Source organism: Burkholderia sp. AU44665 (assembly GCF_030504405.1).
Taxonomy (GTDB): domain Bacteria; phylum Pseudomonadota; class Gammaproteobacteria; order Burkholderiales; family Burkholderiaceae; genus Burkholderia; species Burkholderia semiarida.
The window spans coordinates 898,996-923,655 of the sequence record NZ_JAUJRI010000001.1 but is presented as its reverse complement, the minus strand read 5'-3'; the positions used below and the strand labels follow the sequence as shown (position 1 = coordinate 923,655).

Genomic DNA, 24,660 nt, shown 5'->3' with positions numbered 1-24,660 from the left:
GCGCGTTACTTCGCCGCCAGCGCACCCGCCACGCTTTTGTCGACCCAGGCGTTTTCGGCCACGCTCAGTTTCTGCGGAATCAGCTTCGCCGCGTGGAACGCATCGGCCACACCTTGCTGCGCGGCGACGATGCGTTCGTCGATCGGCACCGCACCGAACGGCACGCGCTTGATCCACGTCTCGACGAGCGCCTGCGGCAACCCGACCTTCGGCGCAAGCAGCGCCGCCGTGTCGGCCGGATGCGCGTTGACCCACTGGCCCGTTTCCCGCGCCTGTTTCAGGATCGCGCCGACCACGTCGGGATGCTGTTGCGCGAAACTCCGCGTCGCCTCGTAGAAATTGTTGGTCGCGGCGAGCCCCGTGTAGTCGGACAGCGTGCGCACCTTCAGCGCGCTTTGCGCGGCCGCGTAGTACGGATCCCACACGGCCCACGCATCGACGTTGCCGCTTTCGAACGCGGCGCGCGCATCGGCCGGCGGGAGATACACCGGCTGGATTTCGTCATAGCGCACGCCGGCTTTCTTCAGCGCCTCGAGCAGCAGGTAGTTCGCGCTCGAGCCTTTCTGCAATGCGACCTTCTTGCCGCGCAGGCCGGCCACCGTCCGGATCGGCGAATCGGCCTTCACGAACACCGCTTCGTTGTGCGGCGCCGGCGGTTCCGCGCCGACATAGACGAACTGCACGCCGGCCGCCTGCGCGAACACGGGCGGCGGCGCGCCCGTGTAGCCGAAGTCGATGCTGTTCGCGTTCAGCGCCTCGAGCAGTTGCGGGCCGGCCGGGAATTCGAACCATTGAACGCCATAGCCGAGCGGCTTGAGCCGCGCTTCGAGCGCGCCCTGCGCCTTGACGACCGACAGCAGGCCGGCCTTTTGATAACCGATGCGCACGATCTTGTCGGCGCCGCCTTGCGCGAACGCCGACGCGGCGGACAGGGCAACGAGCGAGACGGCGGCGGCGCGGGTGATCCAGCGGGTGAAACGAATCATCGAACGAACTCCATGCGAGGCATCTTCGGGGAGCGGCCGGCGCCGCTCGGTTGGAAGAATCGTCGCATGGGCGATCGCGCCCGCAAACGAAGCATTGCCGATATGGATATGACGGCGTCGGGCCTATGCTTTGTCGCCGCCGCCCGCCGGATCGGGCGTGTCCGTCGTGCCGGACTGCCGCGCTGCTTCCTCGCTGAGCTTCTTGTCGAGGATCGTCGCGACCCGCCCGCCGAGATATGCGCCGGCCGCGGTTTCGAGCGCGCGGTTCGTCTCGCCTTCGACGAACACGGCCGCGAGCGGGCGCAGGCGCCAGATCGCGTCGACCAGTTGGGGCACGTCGGTGGCCGGCGGCAGCGTGCCGGCGTCGTAGCGGTCGAGCCGCTTCACGACGAGGTCGACGAGCAGGCGCGCGATCGCGTCGAAATGCGGCCGCGCGAGGCTGATCACGTCGAGCAGCTCGCGCGGCGGAATCCCTTCCTTCGTCATCGCGGCCGCCGCCTCGAGCAGCGCGGGGCTCTTCGCGACGAACGACAGGCCGCGCCGTTCGAGCAGCCCGAGCTCGGTCACGCGCGACAGTTGCGTGGTCGCCTGCGGGCCGAACATCTGCGCGAGTTGCGCGAGCGAGTAGGTTTTCGGCAACTCGTGCGACCAGCGGCCGCCGATCGCGTTCTCGAGGCCGAGGATCGAGCGCAGATCGTGGCCTTCGTCGATCGCCTTGATCAGATCCTGGATGTTCGACAGCGTGTAGCCGCGCGCGAGCAGATGGTTGATCAGCTTCAGGCGCGCGACGTGCGTGTCGTCGTAGATGCCGACGCGCCCGCGTTTCTCCGGCGGCGCGAGCAGCCCGCGATCCTGGTAGGCGCGGACGTTGCGCACGGTGGTGTCGGACACGCGCGCGAGCTCGTCGACCGTGTATTCGTTGCGGGAATCCGGCGCGGCCTCGTCGGGCGTGGAATGAGTCTGTTTTGACATGCGGCCATTCTAGCGCGCCGGGGCAGGCTCGGGCGAGGCGGGGCGCGTGTTCGCGCCGTCGCCGAGCGGGCGCTGCAGCAGCGCCGTGTCGATCCAGCGGCCGTGCTTGAAGCCGACCGCTTTCAACAGGCCGGCCGGCTCGAAACCGAACGCGCGATGCAGCGACGTCGAGCCGCCGGTGCCGCCGTCGGCGATCACCGCGATCATCTGCCGCCACGGGCCGCCTTCGCAGCGCGCGATCAGCGCCGCGAGCAACGCGCGGCCGATTCCGCGCCCGCGTTGCGCATCGTCGATGTAGATCGAATCCTCGATCGTGAAGCGGTACGCGCTGCGCGTGCGGTACGGCGTCGCGTACGCGTAGCCGGCCACGCGGCCGTCGCATTCGGCGACGAGGTACGGCAGCCCGTGGTTCAGCACCGCATCGCGGCGTGCGCGCAGTTCGGCGACGTCGGGCGGCGTTTCCTCGAACGACGCGACGCTGTGGCGAACGTGGTGCGCATAGATCGCATGGATGGCATCGAGGTCGGCGTCGGTCGCGTCACGCACGACGCAGGCGGAGGCGGTGGACATGGCGGCGGGGCGAATGAAGTGAAAGCGCTACTATGCCGGCCGCCGACGCGCGTGGCAAAGCCGTTTGCGGTTTCGGCGGCTTACAGGCGGCCGTCCGCCGCATGCACCGCGTCGGCGATCGCGTCGGCGACGCGCTGCACGCGCGGCGATCGGCGCACGTCCGGATGAACCACGAGCCAGATCTCGCGCTCGATGTCGCAACGCGGGGCGGCCGTCAGCTCGACGAGCGGCGCGCCGGCGTGCGCCGTTGGATCGTCGACGAGAAAGCGCGGCAGCAGCGCGACACCGGCCCCGGCTGCGCACGCGCGATGTTGCGCGGCCAGGTCGTTGGCGATGAACGCGAAGCGGCGCCCGGCCGCGAAGCGTTCGAGCCACTGCTGCTGCGGCGTTTGCGCGAGCGCGTCGTCGTAGCCGACGAACGGCCAGGTGTCGGGCGGCGCATCCGCCCATTCCGGTGCCGCGCACAGCGCGAAGCGCATCGTACCGAGCCGGCGCGCGGCGAGCCCCGGCTCGCTCGGCCGCGACAGCCGCACCGCGAGATCGGCTTCGCGCGCATACAGGTTCGCCGCATGCATCTCGCCCATCAGGTCGATCCGCAGCGCCGGCCACGCGCGCTGCGCACGGGCGAGGCGCGGCGCGAGGAAGTGGCTCGCGAACACCGGCGACGCCGATACGCGTACCACGCCGTCGAGCGAGGCCGCGCCCTGCGCGGCGCGCGCGAACGCATGCGCGTCGGCTTCGAGGCGGGCGGCGTGCTCGGCGAGGTGCAGCCCTTCGTCGGTCGGCGGCCATCCGCGCGGCAGCCGATCGAACAGCCGGATCCCGAGCGCCGATTCCAGCGCGTCGATGCGCCGCGCGACCGTCGAATGCTGGACCTGTAGCACGCGGGCGGCGGCCGACAGGCTGCCGCCGCGCATCACCGCCAGAAAGTAGCGGATGTCGTCCCAGCTCATCGGCAATGCGGGCGAGGTAACAGGATCGCGGTCGGTCGAATTTTGCACAATAGGTGGGCGTTCAACGTGAATTCCGTTCGATTATGCACGATGGGATGATCGTGTCACTTCATTCGATAACGAGGAACGTCATGACCGAAACCACCCACGCCATCCGGATCGGGATCGATCGTTACGGCGACGCCGGCGTGCTGCGCCGCGTCGATGCGCCCGTCGCGCCGCCCGGCGCCGGCGAAGTGCGGATTCGCCAGACCGCCATCGGCGTGAATTTCGTCGACATCTATTTCAGAACGGGCGCGCATGCATTGCCTGCGCTGCCGGCGGCGCTCGGCGTCGAGGCGGCCGGCGTGATCGACGCGGTCGGGCCGGGCGTGCCGGATCTCGTGCCCGGTCGGCGCGTCGCCTATGCCGGCATGCCGACCGGCAGCTATGCGAGCCTGCGCACGATGCCGGCCGAGCGCGTACTGCCGATTCCCGACGGCCTGAGCGACGAAGCCGCTGCCGCCGGGCTGCTGAAGGGGATCACCGTGTACATGCTGCTGCATCGCGTGCGGCAGGTCGGCGCCGGCGATACGGTGCTCGTGCATGCGGCGGCCGGCGGCGTCGGCCTGCTGGCGACGCAATGGGCGCGTGCGCTCGGCGCGCGGGTGATCGGCACCGTCGGTTCGGCGGCGAAGGCCGCGCTCGTGCGCACGCACGGCGCCGAAGCGGTGGTCGATTATCGAGAGGAGGATTTCGTCGCGGCGGCGCGTGCGTTCGGCGGCGGTGCGGGCGTCGACTACGCGATCGACGGCATCGGCGGCGACGTGCTGACCCGCACGCTCGGGGCGATTCGTCCGTTCGGGATGGTCGCGAGCATCGGGCAGGTGGCCGCGATCGGCGCGCGACAGACGTTCGATCTCGACGAGTTGGGCCCGGCGCGTTCGATCGCGCTCGCGCGGCCGAGCGTGCTCGGTTTCATCGCGCGCGACCCCGGCGCGTATCGCGACGCCGCGCGCGCGACGCTCGACCGGCTGGCGGGCGGGATGCACGTCGAGATCGGCGCGCGGCTGCCCTTGGAGCAAGCGGCCGATGCACACCGGTTGCTGGAGTCGCGCGCGACCACGGGCGGCGTCGTGCTGCTGGCGTGACGGCGGGCGCGGGCGGCTTGCCCGCCCGAAAAATTGACGACGATCAGCCGCGAAGCAGGGACGGACTCAAGTTTTGTGCAGGCAAACCGTAATACAGAGGGCCGCGGACCGATTGCCGCGGCATTTTTCATCGCTCACGTGCCGTCATGAACCTGAACGCCCTGTTTTCCCGTTTCTCGATCCGTACGCGGATTTTCTCCACGCTCGGCCTCGTCGCCGCGCTGCTCGTCGTGTCGGGGCTGATCGGCCTCGCGGGCATGCAGAGTTCCAATCGCGCCCTCGACGAGGCCTATACGCGGCAACTGGCGGCGAAGACCGCGCTGTCCGCGGCGAGCCTGAACCTGACGATCGTGCGCACGACGCTCGACCGTGCGCTGCTGCATCCGGACGCGGCGGAGGTTCCCGATCTCGTGAAGAAGGCCGAGGGCTATCTCGCGAAGGCCGACACGGCATGGCGCAACTACGCGGCGATGCTGCACGACGGCGACGAGGGCCCGCTCGCGAGCCGCCTCGATGCCGCGCGCCAGGCGCTGATCGGGCAGGCGCTGAAGCCGATGATCGATGCGATCCGCGAAGGGCGGCGCGACGAAGCCGACCGGTTGCTGATGACGGTCGCGCCGCCGCTGTCGGTCGCGCTCACGCAGGCGACCGACGCGCTGGATGCGTACCAGGCCGCACGCGGCAAGGACGTGTACGACACCGCGCAGACCTATTACGGCTGGATGCGCATCGGCGCGATCGCGGGCATCGCATTCGGGCTGGCCGCATGCCTCGGCTGCGCGATCGGCCTGCATTTCGCGATCACGCAACCGGTGAATCGCCTGCTGTCGCATTTCCGCCGGCTGTCGGACGGCGATCTCACGTCGGAACTGCGCTGGTCGTCGCACGACGAAATGGCCGAACTGGTCAAGGGCGTGACGGGCATGCAGCGCAGCCTCGCGGACACGGTGCGCCAGGTCAGCCAGGGTTCCGAGGCGATTTCGACGGCGACGCACCAGATCGCGGCCGGCAACACCGACCTGTCGCAGCGCACGGAGGAACAGGCGTCGGCGCTGCAGCAGACGGCCGCGAGCATGGAGCAACTGACGGCGACCGTGAAGCAGAATGCCGACCACGCGCTCGAGGCGCAGGCCTGCGCGGACAGTGCGAGCGAGATCGCGACGCGCGGCGCGACGGTCGTCGGCGAGGTGATCGGCACGATGAACGAGATCGACCAGAGCTCGCAGAAGGTCGCCGACATCATCGGCACGATCGAGGGAATCGCGTTCCAGACCAACATCCTCGCGCTGAATGCGGCGGTCGAAGCCGCGCGGGCGGGCGAGCAGGGCCGCGGCTTCGCGGTGGTCGCGGGCGAGGTGCGTACGCTGGCGCAGCGCTCGGCGTCCGCGGCGAAGGAAATCCGTACGCTGATCGGCGAATCGGTCGAGCGTGTCGCGACGGGCTCGCGGCTCGTCAGTACGGCCGGCGCGACGATGCAGGACATCCAGCAGGCGATCGGCCGCGTGACGGGCATCATGACGGAGATCGCGGCCGCCTCGAGCGAGCAGCGCGACGGGATCGAGCAGGTGAACCGCGCGGTGTCGCAGATGGATCAGGTGTCGCAGCAGAACGCGGCGCTCGTCGAGCAGGCGGCGGCCGCGGCCGCGTCGCTCGAGGAGCAGGCGGATGGGTTGCGGCGTGCGGTGGGGGCGTTCCGGGTGGCTTGAATCGAAATGACGGCGGCACGGTAACGGACAGGCGTTCGCCCGCCCGCCGCGTCAACCCGCCGCGTCCGCGAGTTGCGCGGCCGCGCGCGACGACGCGACGATCAGCAGCTTCATCGTCGCGCGCGTCGCGCCGACGAACAGCTTGCGCGCGGCACGCGCGTCGAGCGCGTCGAAGTCGACTTCCGTGAGGATCACGCACGGCGCCGACTGACCCTTGAAGCGGTAGATCGAATCGAGCAGCACGTCGCCTTCGCGATACTCGGGATTGCCGAACAAGTCGTACTTGCCGGTGAAGCGCTTGAGCCGGTGCGGGCCGAGCTGGTCGAGCGGCGCAAGCACCGAGCCTTCGCGGCCGCGGTACGACAGCACCGCGATGTCCTGCTTGCGGAAGCCGAGCGACAACGCATGCGTGATCGCGCGCTTGGTCGCATCGATGCAGGCTTGCGCCAATGCGTCGTCCGACGCGCCGTCTTCGCCGTAGGCCGACACCGACGGTTCGGAGCCGTCGAACGGGCTGCCCGAGCGCAGTTCGGCCGCGAGCGGCTCGACGCGGCCGACGACGTCGCGCACGAATTCGAGCAGGTCGCGCGGGCTGCGGTAATTCGTGAGCGCCTTCAGCGTGACCCAGCCAGGCAGCGCGACGGGTTCGCGCATGTACAGGTTCTGCAGCGGATCTTCCAGCCACCACCATGCGCCGTCCGGCGCCAGCAGGCGCTCCAGCGCGGCCGCCCACGGTGCGTGGAAATCCTGCCCTTCGTCGACGACCAGCACGTCGAAGCGCCAGCGCTCGGGGATCGGCGCTTGCGCGAAACGCGCCTCGAGCCGTTCGAATTCGCCGGGCGCCTGGAAGTCGGGCGTATAGCCGCCATCGCGCGCGACCCAGTCGCACAGCTGATGATAGTTCGCGATCTTCGCGCCGGGCGGCGCGATGCGCGCGATGTAGTCGGCGAGCGGCCGGTTGAAGCACACATACAGCACGCGCTTGCCGGCCGCGACGGCGTCGCGCATCACCTGGACCGCGAGCTGGGTCTTGCCCGAGCCGGCCGTGCCGGTCACGCGCAGCCGGAACGGCGCGAAGTCGAGCTGGCGCGCCCATGCGGCGAGCCCGCCCGACAGCCGGGTGACGAGCGTGCCGGCCTGCCCGACGAGCGCGCTCGTGTCGGGCGTGAGCGCGAGCTCGTCCGCGAGGAAATGGTGGAGCTTCGGCGCGTTCGGAAAGTGTTCGTCGTCCTCGGGCAGGATCTGCAGGATCACTTGCGCGAGCTGCGCCTTGCGCGACGCATCGACGATGCGCTCGGGCGCGACGCCGGCGATCGACGCGTCGCGGATCGAGTAGTCGGGGCAGTACAGCAGCGCCTCGACGCCGTAGACGCCCGCGCCGAGCGCGGCCGTCAGGCGCCGGTGCAGCGTCTCCTGCGTGCGTGCGAGCTGGATCGGGACGTTGCGCTCCTTTTGCAGGTAGACCTTCACGAGCCCTTTCGGGGTCTCGCGCAGGAAGCCGGCCTTCTGCTCGATCAGCAGCACGCGGCCGGCCGGGCTCACGACGACGAACGCGGCTTCGCCGAATACCGAAAACGCCTGATCGGCGCGCGTCCAGTGGACGCCGTGATACACGGTGTAGCTGTCGGGCAGCGCGTGTTCGAGCGCGGCGAGCGTTTCGCGCTCGCGTTCGGCCGCGCCGGTCGCGGCGAGGCTTTTCCAGTCGTCGGGGATGAGGCGGGCCATGGCGTCGGGCGGCGGATGCCGGCGTGGGCGTGAACGGGTGCGGCTATTGTACTGAGGAACCGGTTCATGCCCACGGCGCCGCGCGGGCGTTGGCCGTTCGACGGGCGGCCGGCCCGGCGAACGTCAGCCGCGCGCGAGCCGCTTCGCGAGATCGGCGCTGAGGATCGCCATGCGCGCGGGCTTTTCGTAGCACACCACATCGAACGCGCGGATCACTTCGCTGATGTCGGCTTCGCTCGCGCGGCCGGTGAGCAGGGCGCCCGTCAGCACGAAAACCGGCGCGCCCGGGTTGTCGGACGTGCGCACGGCCTTGATCGCGGTGGCGGCCGTGCCGTCGTCGAACAGCCATTCGGTCAGGACTGCGTCGAAAGCCTGGCCCTGCAGCGCGTCGACGAATGCCGCGAGACCGTCGAACGCGGCCGTCGCGAAACCCTGCCGTTCGAGATAGCGGCACAGCTCGGTTGCGCTGACACGATCGGGGTCGATTACCGCGACGACGAGCTTGTCGCTTTCCGCGCGGCGCGGATAGATCTCGATCTTGTGCACGTCGTATGCGTTCTGGTACAGCACGCCGGTATGGCGCAGCACGCGCCAGCGGCCGTTCTGTTCGTACGCGACGAACTCGGGGCGCGCGCCGGCTTCGAGCGGCGCGCCGATCCAGGCGGTGCATGGAATCTCGGCGACGCCCGCATACAGGACGGCTTCCTGGCTATAGGCGCCGACCATGCCCGGGTCGAGCGTTTGCGCGCCGAACAGCTGGGCGGCGGGTTCGCCGTACGCTTCGGCGACTTTCTTGATCTGCGCGAGCGTCCAGGGGCTGCTGCCGCGCAGTTTGCGGTGGCCTTGGGAGAAACTCAGATCGAGGATGCGGCACAGCTCGGTAGTCTGCTGGCGCTTGCCGATGCCGTTGCGGGTCATCAGCTCGCGCACGCGCTCGGCAACCGCGAGGGAATCCGTGGTGATTGCTTCAGTGGTCATGCTACGGGAACGGATCGTGACGTTCAGAACGACGCCTTGCGGCAGTCTCGGCGGACAGTCTTCATGACGTCCAATGGCGAGCCGACCGGCCACGCACGGAAAAGATAACTTTACCGCAAAATGGTCGTCATTCAGTGTGGTGAAAGGTGCGTTTGTGTGAAAGGTGTGTCATGAAGTTACGCCGGGCCTGCGTCGGCGCGTGCGCGCGACGGTGCGTTCGGCACCTTTGGGCTGCATTCCCATGGGCCGTCGCGTGATTCCCCACGAGGCGGCAGGTAATCGCAACGCGACGCACCAACGCAGGGCGTGATCACGCCCGGCCGGGATGTTCGGAGGATATCGCGCGGCGAACGGCCGAAGCAGTTGCAGGACGAACAATCGATGGTTTCTTCTAGTGAAACCAGCGCGGATACATTTTTTGGCACCCGTCACGCTGCGTGCTACGATTTCGCCGTCTCAAAAAAGTGTTGAACCGATGCAGAAGAAATTCTTGATGCGCGGCTACGAAATGAACTGCGAGCCGCGCGTGACGGAGGCCGGCAAATACGCCGCGCAGGTCGAGGTCACGAAGGTGGGTTTCAGCCGTGAAGCCGCGTTCCGCAAGCTGGGTGAATTCGACACCGAAGCCGAGGCCGTCGCGTACGCGAAACGATTCTCCGAAGAATGGCTGAGCCGCTATGCGTAGTGCAGCGCGTGCGGCGCCCCGAACGGCCGGAATTCCTGCCTGAATATTGCGAATGCCCCCGGAAATTCGTAGATTGACGGCTCCCGTTGTGAGATATCGATCGTCCGAAGGCAACGCGATTGGAGGCTGCGAATGTCCACTTTGTGCATGCAGACCGTCGTTCACGGCGTTCGCGCTACGGCGGCATGTACATGAACGGCTCGCCGTCCTCCCGCTCGACCGCCAGGAGCCGCTGGAGCTGATCCAGCGCGAATAACCGGTTTCCCTCCGCCGCCGCCTCGGCGATCGCGGCGTCGACCAGCTTGCGCGCCCGCGCGAGGATCACGGTTCGCTGACGGGCGATCTCGAGCACCATCCGTTGCTCGACGTTCTGCCGATTCGATTTCCTGTCGCTCAGGTGACGCCAGCGATCGCGTAGCTCGGCCCAGGTGATGCGCTGAAATTCCGGAATCGCGCGCGGCAGCGTGCCTGCGTCGGCCGGCTCGGGCTGCCCGCGCAATGCGCAGCGCAGTGCCGCGCGAGCCCGCCACTCGTCCGAAAACGGCGCATACACGTCGCGCGTGCGTCCGATCGGATTGGCGCGCTCGATCTCCTTGTCGAGCAGGTAGCCGAGCCGCCGAAGCGCGGACCCATGCGCGAGCATGTCCGGATCGAGCACGCGGATGCGGCGCGATGCGTCCGCGACGTGGGCTTTCAACTCCCACAGCGTCAGGCGGAGGTGCTGCACTTCGAGTATCAGACGCTGGACGTCCGCGTAGGTGCACTGCGTCCACCATTCGGTGAGGTCGTTCAGCTTGGGCGGATCGAATGGGGGGAGGATCATTTTGCTGCGACGATACTGTATGGATATCCAGTATCGTCGCGTGACGATCCGGGGGCGTCAAGCCGAAAAAACGGGGACGGCCGGAAAGACGCGAGCGGGCTGTCGTGTGCGGATGCGCAAGGCGCCCGGGATCGTTGCGCGACGCTCGCTTCATCGGATGGCGTTGCCGCGATAAGCTTTGCCGGCCATGCACCGATTACCAACAGAAAACAATGACCACCACCTATCCGCTGCACGACGCATTGACTCACGCCGAAACGGCGTTTCCGACCGAAGCCGACGTCGTGATCGCCGGCGCCGGCATCATGGGCTGCGCGGCCGCTTACTACCTCGGCCTGCGCGGCCTGCAAGCCGTCGTGCTCGACAAGTCGCGCATCGCCGGCCAGCAATCGACGCGCGCGTGGGGCTTCGTGCGGCAGCAGGGGCGCGAGTCCGCCGAAGTGCCGCTGATGATGGCCGGCATGCGGATCTGGGAAGGCCTGGAGCAGGCGCTCGGTTTCGATCTCGAATGGCGGCAGGGCGGCTGCCTCTACATGGCGGACAACGAAGACGACTGGGCGTCGTTCCAGGCGTGGCTCACCGTGGCGCGCGAACACGGGCTCGACACGCGCGCGCTGACGCGCGCCCAGATCGACGAACGCGTGAGCGGGCTGTCGACGCACGCGCGTACCCTCGGCGGCTTGTATACGGCGACCGACGGGCAGGCCGAGCCGCGTCGCGTGGCCGCCGCATTCGCGGCGCGCGCGATCGAGGCCGGCGCGCGTTTCTTCGAAGGCTGCGGCGTGACGGCGATCGAGACGGCCGGCGGCGCGGTCGTCGGCGTCGCGACCGAGCGCGGCGCGATCCGCACGCGGCGCGTGATCTGCGCGGCGGGCGCAACCAGCTTTCGGCTGCTCGACGGCGTCGGCATCCGGCTGCCGCAGCAGGCCGTGCGCGGCACCTGCATGCGCACCAACGTGGTTCCGCCGGTGTCGGCGGCGACGATGTGGGGCCATGGTCTCGGCATCCGGCAGCGCACGAACGGCGCGATCAATCTCGCCGACGACATGCAGGTCGACGTCGATCTGACGCTCGGCCACCTGCGCGGGTTGAGCCTCTTCTGGCCGCAATTCTGGTCGCAGCGCGACAAATTCCGGCTGCACCTGAATGCGTCCGCATGGCGCGACGTGCTCGCGCGCATCGGCGGCGCGACGGGGCCGATCGAGCCGCGCGATCCGCAGCCGCAGCCGAATCGCGCGCATGCGCCGCGCGCGCTCGCGAAGCTCAAGGCGATTTTTCCCGCGCTGAAGGATGCGCAGATCGTCGAGGCGTGGGCCGGCCTGATCGACGTGCTGCCCGACGGCATTCCGGTGATCGATGCACCGGGTACACCGTCGGGGCTCGCGATCGCGACGGGGTTCTGCGGGCACGGTTTCGCGATGGGGCCGATCGTCGGCCGGCTGCTCGCCGAATGGATCGACACGGGCGCGCCGTCGCTCGACCTGTCGGCGTTTCGCGCGCGGCGTTTCGTCGACGGGACGATGGTGCGGCCGCGCAGCATGCTGTGACGGCTGCGCGCGTGCGTTCCCGTCGTAGAATCGAGCCCGCATCCTTCAGGAGATTCCCCGTTGGCCACGCCATCCGATCAGCGCCGCTCGTTGCGCATGCGCCTGCGTCGCGCCCGCAACCCGTGGCAGGCGCCGCGTGCGCGCACGCTGTTCACGCGCCCCGCGACGTCGCCGCGGCGCACGCTGCTGTTCCGTCTCGGCGCGGTCGTGCTGTTGTGCACGCTTGCGTTCCTCGTGCTGTATCTCGATCGCGACGGCCTGCGCGATTCGACCAAGAGCACGCCGATGACGGTGGCCGATCTCGTGTACTTCACGATGGTCACGGTCGCGACGGTCGGCTACGGCGATATCGTGCCCGTCACGGCGCGCGCGCGCCTGCTCGATGCGTTCTTCATCGTGCCGATCCGTATCGGCATCTGGTTCATTTTCCTGGGCACGGCGTATCAGTTCGTGATCCAGCGCGTCATCGAGGAATTCCGCATGAAACGCCTGCAGAAGCAACTGTCCGATCACATCGTCGTGTGCGGCTATGGCCTGTCGGGATCGATCGCGGTGCGCGAGTTGCTGGAAAGCGGCGTCGATCCGGCGACGATCATCGTGATCGATTCGCAGCAGCAGGCTCTCGAGGCGGCGACGTCGCTCGGCGTGACCGGCTTGCTCGGCGATCCGGCGCACGAGGATCTGCTGCAGCAGGCGCAGGTGCGCGCGGCGAAGGCCGTGATCATTTCGGTGACCGACGATCCGACCGCGATCCTGCTGACGCTGTCGGTGCGCAGCATCGCGCCCGATACGAAGATCGTCGTGCGGATCCAGGAGAACCTGTACCAGCGGCAATTGCGGCAGGCCGGCGCGGACGTGATCGTGTCGTCGACGAAGATCGGCGCGCTGTTGCTCGCGGATGCGGTCCACAGCCGCTACATCGTGCCGTTCGTGAACGACATGCTGTCGACGCGCGGGCGCGCGACGCTGCTGGAGCGCGAGGCGTTGCCGCATGAGATCGGCTGCCTGACGAACGTGGTGCCGGGCGCGATCGTGGTCGGGCTCGATCGCTGCGGGAAGATCTATTCGTTTTACGAGGATCCGCCGTGCAGGATCGAGGCGGGCGATACGCTGGTGGTGATTCAGTCGGCGCGGATTCAGGATCCGGATGTTTGACGGCGTTTGACTTTGGTCATGTGCCCATGACCATGAAGCTTTTCTCGAATTCGGCTGCAGCTGTGATCTGCCGGAACACCTTGCAGCGGAATCAGCGGTCTTGGGCAAACCGTCTCCAAGCCCGGCCTCGCGTCGCCGGACGGCGTACGAGCCGCCCCCGCTAACGAAACGCCCGCATCTGCCCCGTCATCATCTGCAGCATCTTGTTGGCGGCCACCGAGAGCTTGCGGCCCACGCGCGTGACCATGTGCGCTTCGGCGTTCTCGAGGATCGGATGCGCGATCTCGATCGCGAACAACTCCTTGGCCTGCAGTTCGGCCGTCACCGCGAAGGCCGGCATCACCGAGATACCGAGCCCGGATTTCACGAACTCCTTCAGGATCGCGAAGGAATTCGTGGTGACGACCGGCGTGAGCCGCACACGCTCGGCGTATTCGACGGCCTCCATCATCTGCCGCGTACCGTAGGACGGGTGAGTGGCCGCCAGCGGGTAGGTGGCGAGCTGCTGCACCGTCAGCACCTTGTGGGTGCGGCGCGGGAAATCGGGGCCGACGATCGCCATCATCGGCTGCCGCTTCGACGCGCGCGACACCACCTTGGGCTCGGCCGGCGGGTTGTACACCAGGCCGATCTCGCCCTCGTCGTTCGAGATCTTGCGGATCACGTCGTTGGTGCTGCCCACGTCGAGGTTGACGCGGATCCCCGGGAACTGCCGGCAGAACTGCTGCATCGGCCCGGCCAGCAGATCCGAGACGAAGCCCTCGCCGAGCACCAGGCTGACCTCGCCGGTCTTGAGCCCGCGCAGTTCCTGCAGACGCGAGATCAGGTCGTCGCGGTGCGCGAGCTGCTCGCGGAAATACTCGATCACGCAGCGTCCCGCTTCGGTGGGCGTCACGCCGCGCGCGTGGCGCTCCACCAGGGTGGCGTCGAGCTCCTTCTCCAGCAACCCGATCTGGCGGCTCACCGCCGAGGGCGCCACGTCGAGCCAGTCGGCCGCGGCGCGGATCGTGCCGCAGCGCACGGCCTCGTAGAAATAGACGATGCGGCTGTCCGTAAGGGTCTCGCTCATGATCCTGCCGTTCTAAAAAAGAGAACAATCTCAATATTGGCGTTGATTGATTATACGGATCGCCGGGACGAACATCGTGGTCATGCAAGGCGGGCGCAAGCTGGCGCGCCGGCCTCGAACCAACAGCTATCGGGAGTCGTCGGATGAAAACGGTGGGCGTGATCGGTCTGGGCAACATGGGGCGCGGCATGGCGGGCTCGCTGCGGCGCGGCGGCTACACGGTGCTCGGCTACGACGCGGCGCCCGGCGTGGCGCTCGCGCTGGCCGAACAGGCGGTACTGTCGGCGCGCGATTCGGTGGCCGGGATCGCACGCGACGCCGACGTGCTGCTGCTGTCGCTGCCGACCTCGGCGGTGGTCGAGGCGGTGGTGCTGGGCGCGGGCGGCGTGCTCGAGAACGCGAGACCGGGCACCATCGTGATCGACACCACCACGGCCGATCCGGACAGCACGCGGCGCGTGGCGGCGGCCCTGGCCGAGCGCGGCATCGGCTTCGTCGACGGCCCGGTGAGCGGCGGCCCGAAGGGCGCGGCCACCGCCACCATGACGATGGTGCTGGGCGGCTCGGACAGCGATATCGCGGCCATCGAGCCGATCCTCGCGACGATCAGCGCCAAGCGCGTGCATGTGGGCCCGGTGGGCGCCGGCCACGTCACCAAGCTGCTCAACAACCTGCTGACCGGCGTGCACCTGCTGGCCGCCAGCGAGGCGGTGCGCACCGCGCGCGCGGCCGGCGTCGATCCGGAAAAGCTGGTCGAGGCGCTCAACGGCGGCTCCGGCCGCAACAGCGCGACGCTGACCAACTACCCGACCTGGGTCTTTAACGGCAAATTCGATTCCGGTTTCACGATGAAGCTGATGCGCAAGGACGTGCGGCTCGCGCTGGGCCTGCTCGACCAGTTCGACAGCGTCGCGCCGGTGGCGCGCGAGGCGGCGCGCGTGTGGGCCGCCAGCGAGGCATCCGTCGCCGACGGCGAGGACTTCAACCGCATCGTCGACTTCCTCGACCCGGCCTGAGGCCGGGCCGCCCGCGCCACGATCCCGCTCGATTCACCTGTACGGAAACCCGACATGACCCAGCACGCAGACCAGTTGCTCGCCGCCTTCGCGCATTTCTTCCCCGGTGCCGCCACGATCGGCTCGTATATCGACGGCGAACTCGTTGCCGGCCAGGGCGACACGATCCAGCTTTACGATGCGGCGACGGGCGACGAAACGCTCGCCTATCGCGACGCCGGCGCAGCCGTGATCGACCATGCCGCAGAAAGCGCGCGCCGCGCGCAGCGCGAATGGTGGGCGCTCACGCATGCCGCGCGCGGCCGCGTGATGCAGGAGGTGGCGCGCGCGATCCGTGCCGAGGCCGAGGCGATCGCGCGGCTGGAGGCGTTGGGCTCGGGCAAGCCGATTCGCGACTGCCGCGGCGAGGTGGGCAAGGTCGCCGAAATGTTCGAGTACTACGCGGGCTGGACCGACAAGTTCTACGGCAGCGTGATTCCGGTGCCGACCTCGCACCTCAACTACACGCGCCGCGAGCCGGCCGGCGTGGTGCTGCAGATCACGCCCTGGAATGCGCCGGTATTCACCTGCGGCTGGCAGGTGGCGCCCGCGGTGGCGATGGGCAACGGCGTGCTGCTCAAGCCCTCGGAGCTGACGCCCTTCACGTCGCTCGCGGTCGCCCGGCTCGGCGAGCGGGCCGGGCTGCCGCGCGGCCTCGTCAACGTGCTGGCCGGCTTCGGTCACACCGCCGGGCAGGCCGCGATCGCGCATCGCGTGGTCGGCAAGGTGGTGTTCGTCGGCTCGCCGGCCACCGGCGCGCGCATTGCCGAGGCCGCCGCGCGGCGCGTGCTGCCCTGCGTGCTGGAACTGGGCGGCAAGTCGGCCAATATCGTGTTCGCCGACGCCGACCTCAAGCGCGCCGCGCTGACCGCCCAGGCGGCGATCTTCGCCGGCGCGGGCCAGAGCTGCGTGGCCGGCTCGCGCCTGCTGGTGCAGCGCGCCGTCTACGAAGAATTCGTCGCGATGGTGGCGGCCGGCGCGAAGAAGATCCGTGTCGGCGCGCCGCTCGACGAGGCGACCGAAGTGGGCCCGATCAACAATCGCAAGCAGTACGACCACGTGATGTCGATGATCGAGCGCGGTGTGGCCGCTGGCGCCACGCTCGCCAGCGGCTCGGCCGAGCGCGTCGCGGAGGGCCGCGGCGGCTACTTCGTGGCGCCCACCGTGCTGGCCGGCGCGTCGAACGCGATGGAGGTGGCGCGCACCGAGATCTTCGGGCCGGTGGTGGCCGCCATCCCGTTCGACACCGAGGACGAGGCGATAGCGATCGCCAACGACACCGACTTCGGCCTGGCCGGCGCGGCCTGGACCACCGACGTGGCGCGCGCGCATCGCGTGGCCGCGCAGGTGAATGCCGGCACCTTCTGGGTCAACGGCTACAAGACCATCAACGTGGCGTCGCCGTTCGGCGGCTACGGCATGAGCGGCTACGGCCGCTCGAGCGGGGTCGAGGCGCTGTACGAATACACGCAGACCAAGAGCGTGTGGGTCGAGACGGCCGAAGCGCCGCCCACCGCGTTCGGTTATCTGTAACCACCGGCCCGCATTCGACGGCAGCCGGGCTTCAAGGGGAGACTCGTCATGGAACACGCACTGGGTATCGAGCGCCGCGAGCTGGGCGGCGCGGCCACCGCCAAGGTCCTGCTTTACGCGGCCGGCATCCTGCTGGTCGCCGAATGGATCGGCTCGTTCACGTTCAAGCTCGGCCCAGGCAAGGTCGTGCTGCTGCCGATGATCTGGGCGCTGCTGCTCGGCGCCGCGGTGGGGCTCGCCAGCGCGCGCTGGAACGGCAGCGCGCGCCTGAGCGTGCCCGACCAGTTCTTCGCGGCGGCGATCCTGCAGCCGGCGCTGCTGCTGTTCGTTTCCAAGCTCGGGCTGATGGTGGGCAGCGCGCTGCCCAAGCTGGCGTCGGCGGGCTGGGCGCTGGCCTTCCAGGAATTCGGCCACTTCGTCGGCACCATCCTGCTCGGCCTGCCGCTCGCGTTGCTGCTCGGCATCAAGCGCGAGGCGATTGGCGCGACGTTCTCGGTGGGCCGCGAGCCGAGCCTGGCGATCATCGGCGAGAAGTACGGCATGGATTCGGCCGAGGGCCGCGGCGTGCTGGCCGAGTACCTGACGGGCACCGTGTTCGGTGCGGTGTTCATCGCCGTGTTCGCGGGTTTCGTGACCAGCCTCGGCATCTTCGATCCGCTCGCGCTGGCGATGGGCTCGGGCGTCGGCTCGGGCAGCATGATGGCGGCCGCCTCGGGCGCGATCGCCGCGCAGCAGGACCCGGAGACGGCGAAATCGGTGCTCGCGTTCGCCGCGGCCAGCAACCTGATCACCACCACCATCGGCACGTACTTCACGCTGTTCATCTCGCTGCCGCTGGCGGTCTGGGGCTATCGCGTGCTGGAGCCGCTGATCGGCCGCACCACCAAGGCCTCGGCGCAGCCCGAGGCGGCCAGCCCGTCGCTGGGCGAGGTGCGGACCGAGGCGCCCGCGCTCGGCTACGGCGGCAAGCTGCTCGCCTGGATCGTGACGGCCGCGATGGCGCTGGTGTGCGACTGGATCGCCCACGGCACCACACCGCTGGCGGGACTGCCGGGAATCGCGATCATGGTGGGCGCGACGATCGTCGGCGATGCGCTGGCGCGCGTGACGGGGCGGCGGATTCCGGCGGTCTGCTGGGTGTCGGTGGTGGCGATGTTCCTGACCTCGCCGTGGTCCCCGTGGGCATCGCAGATCGCCGCGCTCAGCTCGCACAACGATTTCCTCGGGGTGACCACGCCGATGCTGGTGTTCGCGGGGCTGTCGATCGCCAAGGACATCCCGGCCTTCCGCCGGCTCGGCTGGCGCATCGTGCTGGTGTCCTTCGTGGCCAATGCCGGCACCTTCATCGGCGCGACCCTGGTGGCGCAACTGTTCCATATCTGATCCGATGCCTCGCGGCACGGCGGCGGGCGGCATGGGCCGGCCCGCCGCCGCGCCGCGACGACCTGACAAAAGCGCTCCCATCCGCATGAAACTGATCGATTCCATCGTCGCGCACGCCGACGAACTGACGGCGCTACGCCGCGATATCCATGCCCATCCCGAGGTGGGCTACGACGTGTTCCGCACCGCCGAACTCGTTGCCGGGCGGCTCGAGCAATGGGGCTACGCCGTTACGCGCGGCGTCGGCCGCACCGGCGTGGTCGGCACCTTGAAGCGCGGCGACAGTGCGCGTGCGATCGGCCTGCGCGCCGACATGGATGCGCTGCCCGTGCAGGAGGCCAACACCTTCGCGCATCGGTCGACGGTGCCCGGCGCGATGCATGCCTGCGGCCACGACGGGCATACCGCCATGCTGCTGGGGGCCGCGCGCCATCTGGCGCGGCATGGCGAGTTCGACGGCACCGTGCAGCTGTTCTTTCAGCCGGCCGAGGAAGCGGGCGGCGGCGCGCGCGCGATGATCGAGGACGGCCTGTTCGAGCGTTTCCCCGTGGATGCCGTGTTCGGGCTGCACAACTGGCCCGGCATCGCGGCCGGCGATTTCGCGGTGCGGCCGGGGCCGTTGATGGCGTCGACCAGCCTGTTCCGGATCGACTTGCGCGGTGCCGGCTGCCATGCGGCCATGCCGCACCTGGGCCGCGATCCGGTGTTCGCGGCGGGGCAGGTGCTGAGCGCCCTGCAGGGAATCGTCACGCGCAACCGCAATCCGATCGACGGCGCGGTGCTGTCGGTCACGCAGGTGCATGCAGGCGAGGCGATGAACGTGGTGCCGACCGATGCCTGGCTCGGCGGCACGGTGCGGACCTTCTCCGATGCGACGCTCGACCTGATCGAGACGCGCATGCGCGCCGTGGTGGCCGCGACGGCCGCGGCCTTCGATTGCGAGAGCGAGGTGGATTTCCAGCGCCAGTATCCGGCCACCGTGAACGACGCCGAGCAGACGGCGGTGGCGGTGGCGGTAATGCGCGAGCTGGTGGGCGACGCGCATGTGAACGCAGCCGTCGATCCGACCATGGCGGCGGAGGATTTCTCGTTCATGCTGCGCGAGAAGCCGGGTTGTTATGCATTCCTTGGGAATGGGGCGGGCGATCATCGCGTGCATGGGCACGGCGGCGGGCCGTGCCTGCTGCATAACGCCAGTTACGACTTCAACGATGCGTTGCTGCCGGTGGGGGCAAGTTACTTCGTGAAGTTGGTGGAGCGGGTTCTGGGGCGGTAGGGCGGTGATGCAGGCACGGCAGCGGAGATGACACCGCTCTTCGCGACACCGCGGTCGCTGACGATTTTATTTCGTCCAACGAAAAGACACGATTCCGGGAGAGTTTACCGATTCCGCGTCGGTGTCGACCGATGAAGTGACATTTTTACTCCGCAAACGGTGACGACCTTTGCTTGGTTCTGCCCAACCACTTCGCGCATCCCTCGATCCCTGCATCACCGATGTGACACGTTCGTGTCATTGATGAATTTGTTTTTTTTCGCTTGATTGGATCCCGGTCGCACTGGATAGAATGCTACCCGTTCCGATAAATACGGAATGGTTAGTACATTTTTGTCGCTTCGACCATAGCAAAAAAACAGAGGATCCAGACATGCGAGACAAGGGAGCAGCGACGCTGCTGTCCGAGGAAATCGTTCCACTCGGCGGCATCGAGAATATTGCACGACGCCATTTCGTGATGGGGCTCGGTGCAACGCTTGTGGCCGGATGCGGCGGCGACGGAGGTAGCGCGGTTACAGACGGCGAGCGTACATCGGCAACCAGCAGCGGCCAGGCGTCCGGAGTTGCTCCGGCTTCGGACGGTAGCGGCGCAGGGGCGAAGGCGGCAGGCACCGCCCAAACCCGCACCTTCACGCATCCTGGCTTGCTGCATACCGACGCTGATTTCGAACGCATGCGCGCTAAAGTCGCCGCGCAGGCTTCCCCGTGGATCGATAGCTGGAACGTGCTCGTCGCCAACGGTCACACGCGCCTGACGAACAAGCCGAACCCGCAGGTCGGCATCTATCGCGGCAATGATCCGACGCATGGTCAGAACTACGGCGCCCTCTACAACGACATCGCCGCCGCCTATGGCGACGCGTTGCGCTGGAAGGTGTCGAACGACACACGCTATGCCGACAAGGCCGTGGAGTATCTGGACCAATGGGCGTCGACGCTGACGACGCTTGGCGGCAGCGACGTGGCGCTCGCCGCAGGCATCTACGGCTACGAGTTCGCCAACGCAGCCGAAATCATGCGCGGCTACAGCGGCTGGAGTCCGGCCGGACTCGCCGCGTTTCAGGCCATGATGCGCAATGTCTTCTACCCGGTCAGCCACGCTTTCCTGACCCGTATCGACACCGCGATGGACACGCACTACTGGGCCAACTGGGGCCTGGCCAACATCGCGTGTGTCCTGGCCATCGGTGTGCTGTGCGACGATGCCGAACTCGTCGACGAGGCCGTTACCCATTTCAAGTCCGGTGGCAGTAATGGCTGTATCCGGCAAGCCGTGTACTACCTGCACCCCGGCAACCTCGGGCAATGGCAGGAAGCCGGCCGGGACCAGGGCCACAGCACGCTCGGCATTGCATTGACGGGCGCCATTTGCGAGATGGCGTGGAACCAGGGCATCGACCTGTACGGCTATGACAACAATCGCTTTCTGGCGGGCGCGGAATACGTGGCCAAGGCCAACCTGAAGCAGGCGGACGGCGCGTTCTACACGGTGCCTTTCGTCACGTACCAGAACAGCGCCGGCGTCATCCAGACGCAGTTCTCCACCGGCGGGCAAGGCGGCGCCCTTGGGCGGCCCTGCTGGGCGCTGGTGGCCAACCATTACATCAACCGCAAAGGTCTGGCGGCGCCTTACACCAGGCGCGCCGCCGAGCTGGTGGCGCCGGAAGGCGGCGGCGGCAACTACGGCCCCAACAGTGGCGGCTTCGACCAGCTCGGCTACGGCACGCTCACCTGCACGCTCGACCCCGGCGCCCCGGCCCCAACGCCGACCGGCCTGACCGGCTACGCCAGCGCGGGCAAGGTAGTGCTGTCGTGGTGGGGCAGCAGCAACGCCGTCAGCTACACCGTCAAGCGCGCCACCATGGCCGGCGGACCGTACAGCACCATCCAGAGCGGCATCACCGACCTGCTGACCTATACGGATATGCCCGCCGGCGCCGGCACGTATTTTTATGTCGTGACGGCGCAAACGATTGCGGGCGAATCGGCGCTCTCCAACGAAGTGAAAGTGATCACGGCGCAGCAACTGCTCGCGCACCTCGCCTTCGATGAAGGCGGCGGCGTCACGGCCGCCGACAGCTCGGGCAACGGGCGCAATGGCACGCTCAACGGCGCAACGTGGGCCGTGGGGCGCAGCGGCAACGCGGTCTCGCTCAACGGCTCGGGCGCGTATGTGGCGTTGCCCGACGATCTGCTGGCCGATGTGTCGGACTTCACCATCGCGAGCTGGGTGTTCTGGAACGGTTCGCAAACGTGGGCACGCCTGTTCGACTTCGGCACCGGTTTTCACCGCTACATGATGTTCACGCCGCGCGGGCAGTCGCGCACCGGCTGGGCCGGCATGCGCTTCGCCATGACGGCCAACGGCCCCGGCGACGGCCCTCCGGAACAGATCATCGACGCCCCCACCGCGCTGCCGAGCAAGCGATGGGTGCATGTGGCCGTCACGCTATCGGGTTCGACCGGCACGATGTACGTGGACGGCACGCCCGTCAGCACCAACACGGCGATGTTCCAGGCGCCGTTCCGTCTTGGCCGCACCACGCAGAACTGGCTGGGCAAATCGCAATACGGTGCCGACGCCACGTTCAACGGTTTGATCGACGATTTCCGCCTCTATCGCGGTGCGCTCAGCGCTGCGCAGATTGCATCGCTCATGGCGAATTGATCATCTTCCTTCAAGGATTTCTCCGATGACCGTGTTTTCACAACGATGGATTGCCGCCGCGGCGATGGCGTGTACGCTATGGGGCTGCGGGGGCGGGGCCGATAGCACGACAGGCGTGACCAATTTTGCCGCCAATCGCAGCCAGACCGGCGCAAATGGCGGCGGCAGCAACCTGCCGGCGGCCAGCTGGACCAGCGTCAAGTGGGGCGGGGGCGGCTACGTCACCGGTCTGATCTACCATCCAGCCAACGCGAGCCTGCTGTACGCACGCACCGACGTCGGCGGCGCGTACCGCTGGAACGCGACCAACTCGACGTGGACGCCCATCACCGACGGCATCGGTTTCGGCGCAGGCGAGGGCGATTTCCACGGCGTCGAAAGTCTCGCGCTCGATCCGAACAACGACCAGCTCGTCTACATGATGACCGGCATTACCGTGACGCAGGGTCATAACGGCCGCATCTACATCTCGAGCGATCGTGGCAACACCTGGACGCACTACGACGTGCCGTTCCCGGTAGGCGGCAACGACAACGGCCGAGCCACCGGCGAGCGCCTGCAGGTCGATCCGAACCATCCGTCGACGCTGTTCTACGGATCGCGCACGGCCGGCCTGTGGAAGAGTGCCGATTCGGGCCGCACCTGGGCGCAGGTCTCGGGCCTGTCCTCCGCCACGATCAGCGGCGGCGGTTCCCCGCTCGGCGTCGAACAGGTGATCTTCGATACGTCGGGCAAGGGCAGTGGCCAGCCGACCTGGATCATGTGGGCCACCGTCGCCCCCGACTACGCGAACGCGGCGGGCCTGACGTCGACCCTGTACAAGTCCACCAACGGCGGGTTCTCGTGGACGCCGGTGCCCGCCCCGCCGACGGTGTCCGGCTACTACATCCCGCACGTCGTGCGCACTTCCGACGGCAACTTTTACGTGGTGTTCAACGCGAGCGTCGGCCAGGGCATCGGCGGACCGAGCTATCTCTACAGGTTCGGCGGCAGCAACAACGGCAACTGGACGCTGCTCAACCGCTCCACCGGCAACGGCTTTGGCGGCCTGTCCGTTTCCGGTCTGGGCGCGTCCGCCCGCATCGCACTGGGCATGACGGGCTGGAGCGACACCAGCAAGACCATTCAGCTATCCGATGACGGCGGCAGCACGTGGCGCGAAATCGAGGCCGGCATGCCGCATACCGGCATTGCCCCGGATGGCTGCGCCGGCTGGGTGGAAAGCGTCACCATCGACCCCGCCAATCGCGATCACATCATGCACGTCCACGGCGGCGGCATCTGTGAAACCATGAACGCCTCGTCGCCCACGCCAACCTGGAGCCCCAAGGTCGACAACCTCGAGGAAACCGTGACGCTGGCCCTCGTCACGGCGCCGCCCGGTGCGTCGTACAACTTCATCAACAGCGCCGGCGACATCGGCACGTGGGTCAATACGGATCTCTCGACGAGGCCGACGAAAGGCCCGTTGAACACGTGGAGCAACGGCAATTCGGCCGACATGTCGTGGTCCGATCCGACGTACATCGCGGCCGCGGGCGTCGACAACGCCAACGGCCATGCGATCAGGGGCTTCTGGTCGGGCGACGGCGGCAATAGCTGGGCGACGTTCGCGTCGCTGCCCAACGGTGCCGCGGCAAGCCAGAGCCACGTGGGCAATCTGGTCGTCCCGTCCCGCAACAACGTGACCTGGGCGCCGCCGGACTCGGTCCCGTCGTTCACGACAAACAATGGCGCAAGCTGGACGGCGACCAACCTGCCGGCGTTCAGTGCCACCTGGAACGGCTTCTCGCGTGCCTACCGCCTGGCCGCGGACCGCAAGAACCCGAACAAGGTCTATGCCTACGACTCCGGCGGCGCACCGTGGAGCTGGCAGCGCGGGAAGGTCTATGTGTCGAACGACGGCGGCCACACGTTCACGTTGAGCCAGGGCTCGGTGAACGCGAACCTGGCCTGGAATGCGTGGCGGGATACGTCGATGGCGGTCAATCCGAACGCGGAGGGCGATCTCTGGCTGGCCGACGGCACGGCCGTGTACCACTCGGTGGACTCGGGGGCGACGTGGACGAAGCTCGGCGCCTTCGCGTCGACCAACGACACGCCGGGCGCCACCGTGATCGCGTTGGGCAAGGCGCCGACCGGTTCGCCGTACTCGGCCGCGGTCTATGTGGAAGGCACGTTGAACGGCGTCTGGGGCATTTACCATTCCGACGACGGTGGCGCGACGTGGGCGCGCTTCAACGATGACGCGCACCAGTTCGGCGACTCCGGCGTGATGGCCGGCGACTGGAACACATACGGCCGGATTTACGTCAATGGCGCCGCTCGCGGTCTGATCTTCAGCAATTGAGGTTGATCGGCCTGTCGATCGTCCGGTTGCGGTTTGCAACCGGACGGAGATCGGCCGGCCTTTCCGGGTTCTCTCTTGCTGTCGCGGCGGGCA

19 protein-coding genes are annotated in these 24,660 nt (G+C 68.1%); 11 read left to right on the top strand and 8 right to left on the bottom strand.

Annotated elements, in window-relative coordinates; translation table 11 throughout:
- Positions 1-5: 5 nt before the first annotated feature.
- The 4 genes from QZM15_RS04045 to QZM15_RS04030 all read right to left on the bottom strand — a co-directional run bounded on the left by QZM15_RS04045 (position 6) and on the right by QZM15_RS04030 (position 3,481).
- Positions 6-986, bottom strand: a complete 981-nt coding sequence (locus QZM15_RS04045) for a sulfonate ABC transporter substrate-binding protein (RefSeq protein ID WP_059639649.1) — start codon at positions 984-986, stop codon at positions 6-8.
- Positions 987-1,109: 123 nt separating this feature from the next.
- The gene (locus QZM15_RS04040; RefSeq protein WP_302105859.1) at positions 1,110-1,958 is read right to left on the bottom strand and encodes a MerR family transcriptional regulator; all 849 of its coding nucleotides are present in this window, start codon (positions 1,956-1,958) and stop codon (positions 1,110-1,112) included.
- A gap of 9 nt (positions 1,959-1,967) precedes the next feature.
- Entirely contained in the window at positions 1,968-2,528 is a 561-nt protein-coding gene (locus QZM15_RS04035) for a GNAT family N-acetyltransferase (RefSeq protein WP_060310781.1), read from the bottom strand.
- A gap of 80 nt (positions 2,529-2,608) precedes the next feature.
- Positions 2,609-3,481, bottom strand: coding sequence for a LysR family transcriptional regulator (locus tag QZM15_RS04030; protein ID WP_099317919.1), 873 nt, complete (start codon positions 3,479-3,481; stop codon positions 2,609-2,611).
- Between the two features lie 131 nt (positions 3,482-3,612).
- On the opposite strand from QZM15_RS04030, the gene QZM15_RS04025 reads away from it, so the two are divergent.
- Both QZM15_RS04025 and QZM15_RS04020 read left to right on the top strand, forming a co-directional pair.
- Entirely contained in the window at positions 3,613-4,611 is a 999-nt protein-coding gene (locus QZM15_RS04025) for a quinone oxidoreductase (RefSeq protein WP_302105858.1), read from the top strand.
- Between the two features lie 146 nt (positions 4,612-4,757).
- Positions 4,758-6,317, top strand: coding sequence for a methyl-accepting chemotaxis protein (locus tag QZM15_RS04020; protein ID WP_302105857.1), 1,560 nt, complete (start codon positions 4,758-4,760; stop codon positions 6,315-6,317).
- A gap of 51 nt (positions 6,318-6,368) precedes the next feature.
- On the opposite strand, the gene QZM15_RS04015 is transcribed toward QZM15_RS04020, so the two are convergent.
- On the bottom strand, positions 6,369-8,042 hold the full coding sequence (locus tag QZM15_RS04015) for an ATP-dependent helicase (protein ID WP_124657875.1): 1,674 nt from the start codon (positions 8,040-8,042) through the stop codon (positions 6,369-6,371).
- Between the two features lie 123 nt (positions 8,043-8,165).
- Complete coding sequence (locus QZM15_RS04010; RefSeq protein ID WP_059584924.1) at positions 8,166-9,020, bottom strand: helix-turn-helix domain-containing protein; 855 nt, start codon at positions 9,018-9,020, stop codon at positions 8,166-8,168.
- 475 nt (positions 9,021-9,495) lie between these two features.
- Between QZM15_RS04010 and QZM15_RS04005 the strand changes: the two genes are divergently transcribed.
- Entirely contained in the window at positions 9,496-9,705 is a 210-nt protein-coding gene (locus QZM15_RS04005) for a hypothetical protein (RefSeq protein ID WP_059584925.1), read from the top strand.
- A 175-nt stretch (positions 9,706-9,880) separates the two neighbouring features.
- On the opposite strand, the gene QZM15_RS04000 is transcribed toward QZM15_RS04005, so the two are convergent.
- The gene (locus QZM15_RS04000) at positions 9,881-10,528 is read right to left on the bottom strand and encodes a hypothetical protein (RefSeq protein WP_059584926.1); all 648 of its coding nucleotides are present in this window, start codon (positions 10,526-10,528) and stop codon (positions 9,881-9,883) included.
- A gap of 212 nt (positions 10,529-10,740) precedes the next feature.
- On the opposite strand from QZM15_RS04000, the gene QZM15_RS03995 reads away from it, so the two are divergent.
- Together QZM15_RS03995 and QZM15_RS03990 are read left to right on the top strand one after the other, a co-directional pair.
- The gene (locus QZM15_RS03995; RefSeq protein WP_302105856.1) at positions 10,741-12,075 is read left to right on the top strand and encodes an FAD-binding oxidoreductase; all 1,335 of its coding nucleotides are present in this window, start codon (positions 10,741-10,743) and stop codon (positions 12,073-12,075) included.
- A gap of 60 nt (positions 12,076-12,135) precedes the next feature.
- Entirely contained in the window at positions 12,136-13,230 is a 1,095-nt protein-coding gene (locus QZM15_RS03990) for a TrkA family potassium uptake protein (protein WP_059639641.1), read from the top strand.
- 160 nt (positions 13,231-13,390) lie between these two features.
- Here QZM15_RS03990 and QZM15_RS03985 read toward each other — a convergent pair whose 3' ends face one another.
- Positions 13,391-14,299 carry a LysR family transcriptional regulator gene (locus tag QZM15_RS03985; protein ID WP_059584929.1) on the bottom strand — a complete coding sequence of 303 codons (909 nt, stop codon included), beginning with the start codon at positions 14,297-14,299 and terminating at the stop codon, positions 13,391-13,393.
- A gap of 143 nt (positions 14,300-14,442) precedes the next feature.
- Between QZM15_RS03985 and QZM15_RS03980 the strand changes: the two genes are divergently transcribed.
- The 6 genes from QZM15_RS03980 to QZM15_RS03955 all read left to right on the top strand — a co-directional run bounded on the left by QZM15_RS03980 (position 14,443) and on the right by QZM15_RS03955 (position 24,567).
- Positions 14,443-15,315 (top strand): NAD(P)-dependent oxidoreductase, encoded by an 873-nt coding sequence (locus QZM15_RS03980; protein ID WP_302105855.1) that lies wholly within the window; start codon positions 14,443-14,445, stop codon positions 15,313-15,315.
- A 54-nt stretch (positions 15,316-15,369) separates the two neighbouring features.
- Positions 15,370-16,887, top strand: a complete 1,518-nt coding sequence (locus QZM15_RS03975) for an aldehyde dehydrogenase (RefSeq protein ID WP_302105854.1) — start codon at positions 15,370-15,372, stop codon at positions 16,885-16,887.
- Positions 16,888-16,935: 48 nt separating this feature from the next.
- Positions 16,936-18,270 (top strand): DUF3100 domain-containing protein, encoded by a 1,335-nt coding sequence (locus tag QZM15_RS03970; protein WP_059584932.1) that lies wholly within the window; start codon positions 16,936-16,938, stop codon positions 18,268-18,270.
- Between the two features lie 85 nt (positions 18,271-18,355).
- Positions 18,356-19,546 carry a M20 aminoacylase family protein gene (locus tag QZM15_RS03965; RefSeq protein WP_059639638.1) on the top strand — a complete coding sequence of 397 codons (1,191 nt, stop codon included), beginning with the start codon at positions 18,356-18,358 and terminating at the stop codon, positions 19,544-19,546.
- Positions 19,547-19,919: 373 nt separating this feature from the next.
- Entirely contained in the window at positions 19,920-22,217 is a 2,298-nt protein-coding gene (locus QZM15_RS03960) for a LamG-like jellyroll fold domain-containing protein (RefSeq protein ID WP_302105853.1), read from the top strand.
- Positions 22,195-24,567, top strand: a complete 2,373-nt coding sequence (locus QZM15_RS03955) for a dockerin (RefSeq protein WP_367033563.1) — start codon at positions 22,195-22,197, stop codon at positions 24,565-24,567. Before QZM15_RS03960 ends, QZM15_RS03955 begins: the two co-directional genes overlap by 23 nt.
- Positions 24,568-24,660: the final 93 nt, after the last annotated feature.